Below are 14,461 nucleotides of genomic sequence, written 5' to 3' on the forward strand. Positions count from 1 at the left end.
TGACATAAGCCAACCTCTTAAATCCCAATTTTTATCCGATATTACGGAGTAAATCTTAATCGGTCCCTGTCAGGTATGGACATTGCAATTTTATCGGTTAGTCTTGCGGTACATTCTACACGAAGAATTGTTGAGGAGGCACAAAATGCTGGACACTATGTGGAGCTCATTGATCATACCAGGTGCTCAGTGAAGCTTGGTGAAGATAAACCCCAAATCTATTTGGGAGAGGAAAATGTCACGGATGAATTTGATGCAATTATCCCGAGGATAGGTACCAAAGTAACCCGTCATGGTGCTGCCATTGTAAAGCAGTTTGAAATGAACAATGTTTTCAGCACCGCACGATCATTGGGAATAACCAGGGCAAGAAACAAAGTGCGGACCCTTCAGATAATGGCCAGAAAAGGCATTCCTATTCCCGAAACTGTTTTTTCGATAAATCCAGATAATATTGAAGAGCAAATCAATCTTTTGGGAGGGCCGCCGGTCATCATCAAATTGCAAGAAGGTACGCACGGCCAAGGGGTTATTTTGGCGGAAAGCAGAAAATCTGCTAAATCCATCATTGATACCTTCTACAAAATGGATACCAGCATTCTTTTACAGCGATATATAGAGGAGGCACATGGAGAGGACATTCGGATTATAGTTGTTGGGAACAAAGTAGTGGCCAGTATGAAAAGGACCAGTGACCTGGACGACTTTAGGTCCAATGTGCATCGAGGAGCGCAAACCGAAGCCATAAAGCCCACGGCCAAGGAACAGTACATAGCTTTGAACGCCACAAAATATTTAGGCCTGGGAGTAGCGGGAGTAGACCTGATGCGGTCCAAAAAGGGACCCGTTCTGCTGGAAGTGAATGCCTCTCCCGGATTAAAGGGGATAGAGGCCGCGACCAATGTTAATGTAGCCAAGCACATTATTAAGTTTGTTGAACGAAATGCGTACCGAAGAAGAAAATAAGACCATTTATATTAGTGGAGAGGCCATTGCCCCAGGGGAACAAAAAATGGTGCAAATCAATATTGCCCGGATTCCTACGGGGACTTTGATTGATATTCCGGTTCATGTGTTCAATGGAAAAAAACCGGGCCCAACAGTTTTGGTACAAGCGGGATTGCACGGTGATGAAATAAATGGAGTGGAGACCTTGCGAAGAATGTTACAGGAAAATCTCTTCAACATTAAAAAAGGAGCGGTTATAGTAGTTCCGATTCTCAATATTTTTGGATTTATCCATTTTTCAAGAGATGTCCCGGATGGCAAAGATGTAAACCGAAGTTTCCCAGGTAGAAAAACAGGTTCGTTGGCCAGTAGAATCGCACATACCTATACTTCTCAGGTACTGCCACAGGTAGATATTGGTATTGATCTTCATACCGGAGGTGGTCAGAGGCATAACCATCCTCAGGTCAGGTATACTGCAGATGACCCCAAAAGCAAAGAATTGGCAGAGGCCTTTGGTGCGCCATTCCATTTTGCATCCAGGCTGATATCTGGCTCCTTCAGGAAGACTACCTTTAAGATGGGGATCCACACCGTGGTGTACGAAGCAGGAGAGAGCATGCGCTTTAATGAAAAAGCCATTGAAAAAGGGATGAGTGGCATTCAAAATATTTTGGTGTCACTGGGAATGCTTCCAAACAGCCAATTTTTAAAACCCAAAAAACCAATCCATTTGGAATACGCCAGATGGGTGAGAGCTCCCAAAGCGGGAATGTTCATTCCGCAGATCAATAATGGAGAAAAAGTGGTAAAAGGCAAAATCTTGGGGCTTATTGCCGATACGTATGCCAAGAAAAACAAAAAGATAAAGGCTCCGTTTGATGGTTATGTGTTCTGCATCAATCACCAAGCGGTGGTCAATCAGGGTGATGCATTATTCCACTTGGGCCGCTAGGCTAGCTTTTTTATCGCTGATTTTTTCCAAGCTCCATGTAACGGCCTCTTCCAAATTGGAGAATTGCCTAATGTTGTTTCGGAAGAACATTCGCTCCAAAACAATACTGGAAAAACCACTTTTGCTATGGGCTACAACAGAGTAAAATTCCAACTGGTGCCTATTCTTATAAAACTTTAGCCAATCAATGGGGACGACGGAGTAATTATTCACTCTATTTGAAATATAGGCAATAGGCGTATCCCTACCAATTACTTCATAGGCAATATCAATAATTTTTTTGGCCATGCCCCAGTTGAAGACCACTCCTTCGCCAATTTCAGAAATGACCAACCCATCAAAGAAGTAGAAAATGCCAAATTCGCATTCCCGAATCTCCTTTATGTTCTTAAAAAAGTCTATGTCCTTTACCCGTTGCATGCCAAAAACAAAATATCCCCTATTTAAAATTGGAGGGATGTAAAAATACTAATATTAAGTTGTTTGGATTGTAGGAAATTATGACTACAGGGCAATTTTAACGTCAGTTTTCCATGTTTTTCAGTTGGATTCCGAGGGCTTTTGTGGAAAGTTGAACCTCTAAAAGTGAGAGAATTAAGGAGATCACCAAGAACACCAGGCTTATGCCAAATACTATATTGGCCCAAACATTTACTTCCACATAGATCAAGAACATGGTAACTGCGGCCAATAAAAAACTGATGATTGCAGTGGCCTGCATATTTTTAATGATTCCCAACCGTTTTCTAAGTTGATTGATTTGTTGTTTCAAGGGTTGGGCAGAAGTTTCTTCAAATTGCTTGTGAAGTTGCCTGATGAGGGCAGCGATGGCCAAGTACCGTGCATTGTAGGCCAACATGGTGAGTGATATGGCCGGAAACAAGAGGGCTGGGATGCTTAAAGAAAGTTGCAAGGGCTAGGAATTTTCAATTATGGCGTTTTCAGGATCAGAGATATAGTTGAACCAACCGTTGAACCTTCGTATTACTTCCTGACCGCCAAAATCGTCATTTTTATCATAAACAAAATAATCCGTGCCACCGGCTCTTAAGGTCATTTTCCCATGAAGGGTCTCCCAAAAAGAGTAGGTCACGAACAAATAGTTGTCGTTGACCAGAAATCCCAACATGTTGGGCATATGGTCATAGTGGTAGAGTTGGAGTTCAGAACCGGCAACAGAAAACTCTGGAATGTGCAAAGCTGCATTTTCAATTTGTTCCGAAATGTCCCCAACCGTTCCAAATCGTTTAAAATCGCTGTTCTGGTTTTGGACTTTTGGATCCAGTAGTGCTACTTGCACCTTGAACTTGGTCCTATTGGCCACCATGGAATCTGCATCATTCTCGTTGAGTAGTTTGGCAAGAACGTTGGTCCAACCAATTCTTCCAGCCACCCCAATATATTTGATGGAAACGTTCTTTTCGTTCAAAACAATAGCCAAGATGGAATTGTACAAATCTCCGGCCTCAATAATATTGAGTGTGGCTTTTTCTTCAATTGCTTTTTCGTAGACGGTAAAGAGCATTTCCATAAGAATAAGCGCCAAAACCAAAATCATCACAGTATATGTGGTCTGTTGGATACTGGCAGGCATGAATTCCGTAGGAATCGACTCCAACAGTAGGGCTACGAACATAATGATATATGCTATGGGCTTCTTGGCAGCTTCGTACCCCTCCTTTAATCTTTCTAAGAATGTCTTTTTATCTTCTGGCGCTGGCATTTGGTCTGTTATTTTTAAGGTTATTCAATCTTAAATTGTACACTAGCGGTATTTCCGTTTCCTGATATCTCCACCACATAACTCCCTTTGGGTAGATAGGTCTTTCCGTCTTGTGCCTCCGTCAGTTTCATCTTGTTCTTTTTAAGAAAATTGCTCTTTCCTTTTTTGGAAAAGGCCACATCATAGGATAGGATGTTAAGGCCCTTTTGGGCATCAATAACGGTGGAGCTTACCTCAGTGCCGTTGGCTGTGGTCACTTTGGCTGTATAGCTGCCTTGGGTGCTACTAAAAAAGTGGACGTCCAGACCTGGAGTTTGTGGTTTGTCCCAGGTATAACTGCTGTTTCCCCATTTGGGCGAGTGTTTAATATTGTCGACATCAAAAGCAACAAGGTTTTTGGAGAATACATCTGTGGTCATTTGTTGCAGAATTGAGATGTCGGCTTTATAGATGCTTCGCCCATGGGTGCCTACCAACAGGTCTTTGGCTTGGGGCTGAACCACAAGATCGTGTACCGCAACATTGGGCATTCCATTTTGGAAAAGCTCCCAGGTTTCCCCACGATCAAAACTCACATATAGCCCGTTATCGGTGCCAACAAAAAGAAGGTTTTGATTTTTTGGGTCTTCTACAAAAGCGTTTATGGGAGAGTCGGGGATGTTGTTAGAAATGCTCTTCCAGTTTTTACCATAATCTTCACTCATAAATAAATATGGCGTAAAGTCGTCCCAACGATATCCATTGAGAGCAACATATACCCGTTCCTTTTTGTGTTGGGATGCGGCTACTTCACTTACCCATAAATCTTTGGGAAAAGAGGCCGATATATTTTCCCAACTTCCACCTCCGTTATGGGAAACATGAACCAAACCATCATCACTTCCAACGTAAAGTAATCCAAATTTGAATGGCGATTCCGAAATTGTAGTAAGGGTGCCGTAAGCAACGTTACCCTGCTTCCCTCCTTTGGTTAGGTCTCCTGAGATGGCTTCCCAATCTTCCCCTTGATTTAGAGAACGATGTAGTTTGTTGCTCCCCAGATAAAGAATGTCCTGATTATGTTTGGACAACAGGATAGGTGTCTGCCAATTGAATCGATATGGAGATTCACCAAGTTTATGTTTTGGTTGAATGGCGGTGGATTTACCTTTGCTTAAATCCAACTTGTAATAGTTGCCAAACTGAAATCCAGTATAGACCGTGTTGGAATTTCTGTTGTCTATCTGAACCTGCATCCCATCACCTCCCATGATACGTTGCCATGGATTTTTCCCCGTTTGAAGCCACTGACTGTTTTCTACGTTGTTGTGAGCCCCTTTCCAAACACCATTATCCTGAAGGCCTCCATAAACATTATAGGGCTCTTCATTATCCACATTGATGGCATAAAACTGCCCAACTTTTGTGGAGTTATTCTTGGTCCAATGCTTGCCATCATCGTACGTAATGTTGATTCCGCCGTCATTTCCATTAATAAGATGCCCGGGTCGTTTAGGATTTATCCAGAGCGCATGATGGTCTGCATGTACATTCTCCTTGCCAATGCTTGAAAATGTTTTTCCGCCATCCGAAGAGGCCAATAAAGGTACTCCGGCAATGTAGATTTTTTCCTTATCGGAAGGATCTACCCTAATCTGAGCAAAATAGTAACCATAGCTATAAAATAGATCATCAATGTACTTTGCGTTCATTTTCTTCCAAGTGGTTCCCGCATCATCGCTTCGGTAGACCTCGGCACCGACTACTGGGGTGTCAAATAAAAGGGAGTTGGCATTCTCAAGATATTTTGCTAGGTCAATGGGTTTTACAGCTCCATCCCTAACCATGTTTTTTACATTTTCTGCGCGGTACTTCTCCTGGAATCCATTTGTTTTAAGATAGTCGTTCAATTTTTTGTTGTCCAAAGCCAAAAAAGAAGCTTGGTCCATGGTCTTAAAATCGTCTTTGGTAAGCTTGTCCTTTTTTACTTCTTGCTTCTTTTCTCTCCTAAACTGACTGTCATGGATGGCGTAAACCGTGTTGTCATCAAAAACAGCCAATCCTATTCTGCCCACACCATTGCCTGTGGGGAATCCACTTTGTGGGGTGGTCACTAAAGTCCAGCTGCTACCACCATCCACACTTTTGTATATGCTAGAAGCAGGACCATTGCCAGAAAAGTTCCAGGCTTTTCTGTCCTTTTCCCAGGCTGCCGCATACTGAATGTTAAAGTTGTCTGGTGCAGAAGCCATATCAATAATACCGGTGGTGCCGTTTACAAACAATGTTTTTTGCCAGGTGTTACCACCATCTGTGGTCTTGTAAACACCTCTTTCTTCATTTGGAGAATAGAGATGCCCGGTCACTCCAACCACAACTTCGTTGGGATTATTGGGATTGATTAATATACGACCAATATGGTGAGAGTCTTCCAGTCCCATATTTTGCCAGGTCTTTCCACCGTCAGTGGATTTTAGGATTCCAATACCAGCATAAGATGAACGGGAAGAGTTATTTTCCCCGGTTCCTACCCAAATGATATTGTTGGACCAGTCCACAGCTATATCCCCAATGTTCTGGGTGTTGGAATTATCCAATATTGGTGTGAACGATGTACCATTATTAGAGGTGTGCCATAACCCCCCGGATGCGTATGCCACATAAAACTCTGTAGGGTCAGTTGGATTGACATCCAGATCTACAACACGACCGCTCATTATGGAGGGGCCAATATTTTCCAAGACAATGTTTTTTACCACTGAATTTTCGGCCATCTCCTTCTTTTGTTTTAAACCTTCCAAAACCTGCGCTGAGGTTGTTGGGGCATGTTGGGCGAAAATGGTTTGAAGGATTAAAAACGAGCAAAAGAATAAGGTTTTTTTCATCAAGGATAAAGTTTGGTTCTCCTTGGTCAAGGTATGAATAAGTAATTACTGGCGCAAACCCTAAATAAACTTTGTAAAATTTGTCAGAATGAAACCCTTGAAACCCGTTTTTTGTTTGTAGTGCGATGGCCAAATACCTACATTTGGGGAAATATAATTTCGATGAAGTACGACCAAATCAATAACCAGCTCTTTATCAAAAACCGTAAAAAATTTACGGAACAGATGAAGCCCAAAAGCATTGCGATATTCAATTCCAACGATATTTATCCGGTAAGTGCGGATAGCACCATGCCTTTTGAACAACATCGAGATATCTTTTATCTGAGTGGGGCCGATCAGGAAGAAACCATTTTGTTGCTTTTTCCAGATGCCATGAATCCAAAGCACAAAGAAATTTTGTTCGTGCGGGAGACCAATGAACATATTGCTGTTTGGGAAGGGGCCAAACTCACCAAAGAACAAGCAACTTCTGTTTCGGGAATAGAGACCATTTATTGGCTTTCTGATTTTGACAAAGTGTTTTTTGATTTAATGACCGAGGCAGAAACCATTTATTTCAACACTAACGAACATTATCGTCAGGCTGTAAGCACCCAGACCCGAGAGGACCGTTTTATCCTGAAGTGCAAACAAGATTTTCCGGCCCACCAATGGGCAAAGAGCAACCCTATATTACAGCAAATAAGAGGTGTAAAGGAACCTGAAGAACTTGAGTTGATGCAACAGGCCTGTGATATCACGGATAAAGGATTTCGCAGAATCCTGGAGTTTACCAAACCCGGAGTTTGGGAGTATGAGATGGAAGCGGAATACCTTCATGAATTTATTAGGAACCGATCTAAAGGGTTTGCCTATACTCCAATCATTGCGTCTGGAAACAATGCCAACGTACTTCACTATATAGAGAATAACCAACAGGTGAAAGATGGAGATTTAATCTTGATGGATGTTGGAGCGGAATATGCCAATTACTCAAGTGATATGACACGGACCATCCCTGCCAACGGAAAATTCACCGAAAGACAAAAAGCTGTTTACAATGCTGTTCTTCGAGTAAAGAATGAAGCGACCAAAATGTTGGTGCCAGGAACAATCTGGGCAGAATACCACAAGGAGGTTGGCAAGATTATGACTTCTGAGCTATTAGGGTTGGGATTGTTGACCAAGGGCGATGTGCAAAATGAAAACAAGGATTGGCCGGCCTATAAGAAATACTTTATGCACGGGACGAGTCATCACATAGGGTTGGATACCCATGATTATGGAGAACTTAAGACTCCAATGAAACCCAACATGGTCTTCACTGTGGAACCGGGAATTTATATTCCTGATGAGGGAATGGGAATCCGTATTGAAGATGATGTGGTCATTCAAGAAACCGGGGAACCCGTTAATCTGATGAGGAACATTCCCATTGAGGTAGAGGAGATAGAAGAACTTATGAATACTTGATTTTATGGGATTATTAGCAATACTTCAACAACCAGATATTGAAAAAAAGATACAAGAGGCACCGGACAGCTCCTATGAAATAGGAGTGGTGATTGGAAGCTATCTACCATTTGTGGCGTTGGTTGCCATTGCATACGGAATCTATTATTACAACAAAAAGAAACGGGGATCAGAGTAAACAGATTGTGTTTTAAAAAAGCTTATGTCAGAAGAAATGAAACCTTGCCCAGTTTGTGCATCGCCATATGGTTATGCAATGGGCAACCATTTATATGTATGTCCAGAATGTAGACATGAATGGAATCCTGCTGAGTTGGAAGAAGAACTAGGCTTGGTTGTAAAGGATTGCAATGGTAATCGATTGAGTGACGGGGATGTTGTAGTGGTCATTAAGGATTTGCCAGTTAAAGGAGCACCAAAACCGGTGAAGGCAGGAACCAAGGTCAAAAATATTCGGTTGAGAGAAGGAGAACATAACATTGACTGCAAAATAGATGGTTTTGGAGCTATGGGGCTTAAATCAGAATTTGTGCGAAAGGCGTAAGCTGTTAAGCACACCATCAAAATATCGACTCAAGCAATATCATGGAAAATAAAATAAGAAGTTTAGAAGAACAACGAGAAGAATTCTCAAAGGGAAAATTTTTGGCCACGCCACTATCGGGATTAATAGTTTGGTTGTTGGTAGGTGTGGCCGGACTGTTTCTATCAGCACGGATTACAGTTTGGGTACTGTTCATTGGAACAGGCAGCATAGTTTACCTAGCCTTGTTCCTTTCAAAATTCACGGGAGAGAATTTTTTGGACAAGCAAAAACCAAAGAATGAGTTCGATAAACTTTTTTTCTTTACGGTTGGTCAGGCTGTTTTGGTCTATGCCATTGCCATTCCCTTCTTTATAATTGACTATACCTCATTGCCCATGACAGTCGGAATTTTAACCGGAACCATGTGGCTGCCCTTTTCTTGGATAATAAAACATTGGGTGGGGGTGTTTCATGCCATAAGCCGGACGATAGTTGTAGTCTTGCTTTGGTATTTATTTCCCGAACTACGCTTTGTGGCCATTCCTTTTGCCATTGTATTGATCTATATTTTGACCTTGGTGATTTTAAAAAACAGAAAAGGTTGATATCCCTGCCTGAGCTTCAAAAAGGATGAGGCTTACAAAACTAATTTCCCATATATTCCCCAATAAAGGAAAGCATATTCATAATTCCATGTGCCAAAATGAGAGGCCAAAGGTTTCTTCGAAACTTAATGTATAGAAAACCGAGAACTAAGGAGATACTAAAAATAATCAAGGCCCCAACAATTCCCCGGTTGTAAAAATGAACCAGTCCAAAAAGAAATCCTTGGGATAAAACTGCAACGGTAGTCGGGTATTTGAAATTTTCCATTAGTTCTTCAACAACATTTAGTACAAACCCCCTAAAAATCATTTCTTCCAAGAATGCTCCAACCACCCAACTAATTAGAACCCATTTTATAAACATGGGTAGATTGCCCTCCATCCCTTCAAAGCGGGATTGATCTGGAATGGGATCTCCAAAAACCATTGAAAAAAGATAAGAGCTGCCGGCAGCGGCCAAAATTGTTAAAACAAAAGTCATGGGTACTTGCCAAAGCAACCTAATGGGTTTTTCCATTTTTCTCAAACCAAAGTCGGACCACCCCATTTTGTTTTGTGCCAGTATCCATGTACAAATTAAGGCTATGCAAATGGCTGTAATTGGACCAGCGTAATCTTGTGTTAATTGGTAGGTTGTGAAATTAATTATGGCACCTGCTATAATTACAAATAGAATGCTTGTTCTAGAGAACACTTTAATTTTTAACATGTCTAAAAAGTTTTATTAGATGCGATAAATCATGGGTTTTCTTATGAGTGCTTTTTTTGCCTTTATCAAAGATTCAAATAGGTCTACGCCAATTTCATCGAATAGATCTTTATAGGCAATTTCCGCAGAGGCCATTACTTTTTCAAGTCGGGCCACTACCTTTTCACCTTCTTTGGTTAGCTTGTAAAGAGTCCTTCGCCCATCCCTTGAATCGCTAATCTCATGGATATACTTTTCTGATTTCAATGGCTTAATGCGATGAGCGATTAACTGATGGGACATGTTCAAAAGACTTCCTAGCTCAGTCACACTCAAAGCTCCTTTTGTTTTGAGTAACATCAAGGTTGATGCAGTTCGAGATGGGATGTTAAGCTCTTCGCCACCTATCATTTGGTTTCCTTGCTCATTGATTATGCTGAGAAGTTGATATAGCTGTAAACCTAAAAACGAAAGGCCAAGCCCATCAATGGATTCGTTGGAGAGTAATATTGTTTTCTTCATTAATGCAAATATATGCGCAAATTTTTACATATTAATGAATGATAATTCCCAATCAAGATGATTAATGTAATCCTTAGATTACTCTTTAGCTCTCCCGGCTAAGTTTCCTACTATAAAAATTACCAAAGTGGGGAATGCCCATCCCATTCTAATTTGTTATTTCTCTTAGTCGTCATCTACCATTCAACATCCGATGGACTTATATGAAATTTAACATGCATATTAATATCATTTTTAATGTTATTATATGAGGGTTCTTGGATACATCAATTGATAAACTGTATTCATCAATCAGTATTAGATTTCCATTTAGAATCTCATTTGTTTTGATTATTCATTTAATCAAACTTGAGAGAAGATGTTCTTAAAAAATATAATTCCAGGAAACTTTAAAGAGAAATACAACAGGTATAAAACAAGGGAGGTGGAGCAGATTTACAAAGGGAATAAAGTTACATGTCCCATTTGCAATTCTAGCTATAGTGAGTTTGGCACTTTTGGAAAACGAACAAGAAAGAATGCAAAATGCCATAAGTGTGGTTCTTTGGAGAGACATAGATTAGTTTGGTGCTATCTCAATAAAAAAAGAATTTTAAGAGAAGGAATGTCAATTTTACATTTTGCTCCTGAAGAGGTTTTCTATAATATATTTTCCAAATTAGATTATATAGAATATTTTCCTTGTGATCTTAAACCTGATAGTTTTACCTTTGAAGGCAATATACCAATTGCCAAGGTAGACATTACTGATATTCCATATAAGACCAATGCCTTTGATTTTATTCTATGTAATCATGTATTGGAGCACATACCAAACGATGAACGAGCCTTATCTGAATTATTCAGAGTAATGAAAGAAGGGGGATCTGGTATTTTTCAAGTTCCAATAGATTACTCAAGGGAAACAACCTATGAAGACTTTTCAATAAAAACAAAGAAAGGAAGAATGAAAGCATTTGGGCAACATGACCATGTAAGATGGTACGGAAGAGACTATGTAGATAGACTGTCCAATGCTGGCTTCATGGCCGAAGAGGATAATTTTGTTCAAGAATTTTCTGAAGAAGATCAATTTAGAAATGGCTTTGAAAAATCAGAAAGGATATATTTCTGCAGCAAACAAAAGACCAATCAATAAGGATTGGGATATGTTATAATCTTTTGTGTCCAATTTTTTCTAACAAATCAAGTTCACCCTTTAGGCCTCTCAGCCAAGTTTCCCACAATAAAAATTGCCAACGCAGGTAAGACCCATCCCATGTGATATTCCCTTAAGGGAATCCATTGGGTATATGCAGCTATACTTTCTCCATGACCAAGACTACCAATAAAGTCAGGAATACTGAACAGGATAGTTATATGCACCACTAACCTAAACACTTTTGGAGAGGCCCACTTGTCAGGAATTACATTCAACAGAATCAAAATAATGGTTATTGGGTAGATGAACATTAAGGCTGGCAGGGCCACGGCAATAATATAACCTACATTGAATTGCCCAACCAGTACGCCCAAAATGCATCCAACCAACGCAGTGATGCGATACGCCAATTGCGAATCGTTGAAACGACCTTTAATAAAATCGGCGGTACCAGTAACAATTCCAACGGCAGTGGTAAAGCAGGCCAAACTCACCAATATACTGAGTAGCACAGTGGCGTTGTTACCTAACGTCTTCAAGCTAATGCCCGTCAAAATTGCAGTTCGGGAAATATCACTTTCAAATGAATCACTGAACAAAGCCCCAGTCAAAATGAGCCCAGCGTAGACAGTGAACAGCCCGAGCCCTGCCAAAATACCTGCTTTTCCAATAACACTTTTCTTGGTCTCATAAGAGGCGGACTTTTCTTTTAAGTTGATGGAGATTATTATAACACCACCCACTACCACGGCCCCAATGGCATCAAAAGTTTGATAACCTTCCAGAATACCATGGCTGAACGGACTCTTGAATTCCGAAGGCCCAAAGTTAAAATCCAGAGAGAAAACCGCAGTGGCCACAATCAAAAGAAGAATAATCAATATGCCAGGAGTGAGGAATTTACCCACTACATCTAAAATCTTAGATCGGTTGATGACAAAAATATAGACCAATACAAAGTAGATAAGACTGGTTACCAATGAGGAGGAATCCCAAAGAGGCTCAACGGCCATTTCATGGGTAACGGATGCAGTTCTTGGGGAGGGAAGAGCTATGGAAATAGCATATACCACATAGCAGTAGACCAGACTAAAGGTGGGGGATACCTTTTTTCCAAAATCATACATGGTGCCCTGTAGTTTAGCGTGGGCCAATATTCCCAATATGGGAATTAGTACTGCCGATAAACAAAACCCAAGGGCGACCCACCACCACAGATTTCCAGATTTAAAACCCAATTGCGGGGGTAAAATAAGATTGCCGGCACCAAAAAAGAGAGAAAACAGGGCAAACGCGGTAACTGCAGTGATTTTTTTGTTCATAAGGTGTTGATAATTATTTCCTAAAGTAGTATATTTCGAAGGTGAGTTTAACGAAGAAACACAACTTTTAGCTGAGAAACATGCATTTCATCGAAAATTTTTTTTTGTCGGGATGTTTTCAAAAATAAAAAGTTATTAACATTCGTTGTTTTATTAACCATTCAACTAAAACTAAACGTATAAAGAATAATTACCAGTAACTGTTTTGCATTCTTCGATCCCCAAATCGTATCAATGCCTCCCAAACAACAAGACCAAACTTATGAAGACATCCTCTACGCAACATGGCAACAAAATCACTTCCCTATTCTGCAATGTATTTGGACATCATTATGTAGTCTCCAAAAAAGTAACAAAGCATATCAAGGAATACAAATGTATTCATTGTCAAAAGCAGGTCACCACGGACGCCAGTGGAAAACTGTCCGAGTTGACCCCTCAAATGCAGGAAATTAACGACACTTTGGAAGACATGTACCAAAAAAGAAGGAGCAGGGTTGTACAACACGTGGCTTAGCCCCATCTTTCGGTTTTATTAAGAAGTTTTAGGTTTATCCCGAAAACTTAAGTTCGTATCTTATGCTATGCGTCGCGTGCCCCAAGACCTACTAGTGAAGTTGCGCTTGATTTTCGGGATTTTTTATTGAATCCCATCAAAGGAGTTCCATCCTTGTGCTTTTAAAGGAATCTTTGTTTCTGCCCGGGTAATCAAATGTACACCTTCCTCTTTAGAGGTTATATGGCCAATGACCGTTAAGTTCGGATTTGCTTTGATTTTTGGATAATCAGCTTGATCTATAGTGAACAAAAGCTCATAATCCTCACCTCCGCTCAAGGCAATCATGGTAGAGTCCATTTTAAATTCCTCTGCTGTTGAAATCACGGTTGGGTCCAACGGAATTTTATCTTCAAAAAGATTACAGCCAACCCCACTGTTCTTGCACAAATGCAAAATCTCGGAAGAAAGACCGTCACTGATGTCGATCATGGCAGTTGGATGCACCTCTAATTTTTTGAGTAGATCCACCATATCTTTTCGGGCCTCGGGCTTTAACTGTCGTTCCACGATATAGGAGTAGGGGTCCAAATCGGGTTGACTGTTTGGGTTCACCTTAAAAACTTCCTTTTCTCTTTCCAGGACCTGTAAGCCGAGATAGGCTCCGCCAAGATCTCCGCTCACCACTAATAGGTCGTTGGCCTTGGCACCATTTCGGTAGACCAAATCATCTGTATTGGCAACACCAATGGAGGTGGCACTGATCAACATTCCGGTTTTGGAGGAAGTGGTGTCACCACCTATCAAATCTACGTTGTAGAATTCACAAGCTGTTTGTACACCAGCATAAAACTCTTCAAGAGCTTCCAAGGGAAAACGGTTGGAAACTGCAATGGACATGGTGATCTGTGTGGCCACGGCATTCATGGCATAGATATCAGAAAGGTTTACTATGACAGCTTTGTAACCCAGATGTTTCAATGGCATATAGCTCAAGTCAAAATGAACCCCCTCCACCAACATGTCCGTTGAAACCACCACCTTTTTATCCTTAAAATCAAGAACGGCAGCATCATCTCCAATTCCTTGAATGGAGGTTGATTGCTTCAGCTCAAAATTTTTGGTGAGGTGTTCAATAAGGCCAAATTCACCCAGTTCTTCCAATGATGTCCGTTGCGGATTCTTGTCTTCTAGCATTTGGCAAAAGTAAACAGGA

16 protein-coding genes are annotated in these 14,461 nt (G+C 40.8%); 8 read left to right on the plus strand and 8 right to left on the minus strand.

Going from position 1 to position 14,461, the window contains the following annotated elements; genetic code table 11:
* Positions 1–75: 75 nt before the first annotated feature.
* Complete coding sequence (locus tag DX873_RS11170) at positions 76–966, plus strand: RimK family alpha-L-glutamate ligase (protein WP_116184515.1); 891 nt, start codon at positions 76–78, stop codon at positions 964–966.
* Entirely contained in the window at positions 944–1,903 is a 960-nt protein-coding gene (locus DX873_RS11175; RefSeq protein WP_116184516.1) for a succinylglutamate desuccinylase/aspartoacylase family protein, read from the plus strand. The genes DX873_RS11170 and DX873_RS11175 overlap by 23 nt, the downstream gene beginning before the upstream one ends.
* Here the strand turns inward: DX873_RS11175 and DX873_RS11180 are convergent.
* The 4 genes from DX873_RS11180 to DX873_RS11195 form a co-directional block, all read right to left on the minus strand.
* Positions 1,883–2,323: a hypothetical protein gene (locus DX873_RS11180; RefSeq protein ID WP_116184517.1), complete on the minus strand. Its 441-nt coding sequence runs from the start codon at positions 2,321–2,323 to the stop codon at positions 1,883–1,885. The two genes, DX873_RS11175 and DX873_RS11180, sit on opposite strands and share 21 nt — an antisense overlap.
* 103 nt (positions 2,324–2,426) lie before the next feature.
* Positions 2,427–2,816, minus strand: coding sequence for a DUF2721 domain-containing protein (locus DX873_RS11185; RefSeq protein WP_116184518.1), 390 nt, complete (start codon positions 2,814–2,816; stop codon positions 2,427–2,429).
* A gap of 3 nt (positions 2,817–2,819) precedes the next feature.
* A complete protein-coding gene (locus DX873_RS11190; protein WP_116184519.1) occupies positions 2,820–3,626 on the minus strand; it encodes a hypothetical protein in 807 nt (268 codons plus the stop codon).
* Between the two features lie 20 nt (positions 3,627–3,646).
* Positions 3,647–6,490 carry a VPS10 domain-containing protein gene (locus DX873_RS11195; RefSeq protein ID WP_116184883.1) on the minus strand — a complete coding sequence of 948 codons (2,844 nt, stop codon included), beginning with the start codon at positions 6,488–6,490 and terminating at the stop codon, positions 3,647–3,649.
* 162 nt (positions 6,491–6,652) lie between these two features.
* Here DX873_RS11195 and DX873_RS11200 point away from each other — a divergent pair, with 162 nt between their 5' ends.
* The 4 genes from DX873_RS11200 to DX873_RS11210 are packed head-to-tail and all read left to right on the plus strand — an operon-like array spanning position 6,653 to position 9,076.
* A complete protein-coding gene (locus DX873_RS11200; RefSeq protein ID WP_116184520.1) occupies positions 6,653–7,945 on the plus strand; it encodes an aminopeptidase P family protein in 1,293 nt (430 codons plus the stop codon).
* A gap of 4 nt (positions 7,946–7,949) precedes the next feature.
* Positions 7,950–8,123, plus strand: coding sequence for a hypothetical protein (locus DX873_RS18890; RefSeq protein WP_181899479.1), 174 nt, complete (start codon positions 7,950–7,952; stop codon positions 8,121–8,123).
* A gap of 24 nt (positions 8,124–8,147) precedes the next feature.
* The gene (locus DX873_RS11205) at positions 8,148–8,489 is read left to right on the plus strand and encodes a zinc ribbon domain-containing protein YjdM (RefSeq protein ID WP_116184521.1); all 342 of its coding nucleotides are present in this window, start codon (positions 8,148–8,150) and stop codon (positions 8,487–8,489) included.
* A 41-nt stretch (positions 8,490–8,530) separates the two neighbouring features.
* Positions 8,531–9,076: a DUF7010 family protein gene (locus DX873_RS11210; protein WP_116184522.1), complete on the plus strand. Its 546-nt coding sequence runs from the start codon at positions 8,531–8,533 to the stop codon at positions 9,074–9,076.
* 40 nt (positions 9,077–9,116) lie between these two features.
* Here the strand turns inward: DX873_RS11210 and DX873_RS11215 are convergent, their stop codons facing one another.
* Together DX873_RS11215 and DX873_RS11220 are read right to left on the minus strand one after the other, a co-directional pair.
* Entirely contained in the window at positions 9,117–9,785 is a 669-nt protein-coding gene (locus DX873_RS11215) for a CPBP family intramembrane glutamic endopeptidase (RefSeq protein ID WP_116184523.1), read from the minus strand.
* A gap of 15 nt (positions 9,786–9,800) precedes the next feature.
* Positions 9,801–10,286: a MarR family winged helix-turn-helix transcriptional regulator gene (locus DX873_RS11220; protein ID WP_116184524.1), complete on the minus strand. Its 486-nt coding sequence runs from the start codon at positions 10,284–10,286 to the stop codon at positions 9,801–9,803.
* A 358-nt stretch (positions 10,287–10,644) separates the two neighbouring features.
* On the opposite strand from DX873_RS11220, the gene DX873_RS11225 reads away from it, so the two are divergent.
* A complete protein-coding gene (locus DX873_RS11225; protein WP_116184525.1) occupies positions 10,645–11,424 on the plus strand; it encodes a class I SAM-dependent methyltransferase in 780 nt (259 codons plus the stop codon).
* Positions 11,425–11,477: 53 nt separating this feature from the next.
* Here the strand turns inward: DX873_RS11225 and brnQ are convergent, their stop codons facing one another.
* A complete protein-coding gene (gene brnQ, locus DX873_RS11230) occupies positions 11,478–12,749 on the minus strand; it encodes a branched-chain amino acid transport system II carrier protein (protein WP_116184526.1) in 1,272 nt (423 codons plus the stop codon).
* Positions 12,750–13,011: 262 nt separating this feature from the next.
* Here brnQ and DX873_RS11235 point away from each other — a divergent pair, with 262 nt between their 5' ends.
* On the plus strand, positions 13,012–13,266 hold the full coding sequence (locus DX873_RS11235; protein ID WP_116184527.1) for a hypothetical protein: 255 nt from the start codon (positions 13,012–13,014) through the stop codon (positions 13,264–13,266).
* Positions 13,267–13,389: 123 nt separating this feature from the next.
* On the opposite strand, the gene thiL is transcribed toward DX873_RS11235, so the two are convergent.
* Positions 13,390–14,442, minus strand: a complete 1,053-nt coding sequence (gene thiL / locus DX873_RS11240; protein ID WP_116184528.1) for a thiamine-phosphate kinase — start codon at positions 14,440–14,442, stop codon at positions 13,390–13,392.
* Positions 14,443–14,461 lie beyond the last annotated feature (19 nt).

Origin of the sequence: Flagellimonas nanhaiensis (assembly GCF_003382275.1) — a bacterium.
Taxonomy (GTDB): domain Bacteria; phylum Bacteroidota; class Bacteroidia; order Flavobacteriales; family Flavobacteriaceae; genus Flagellimonas; species Flagellimonas nanhaiensis.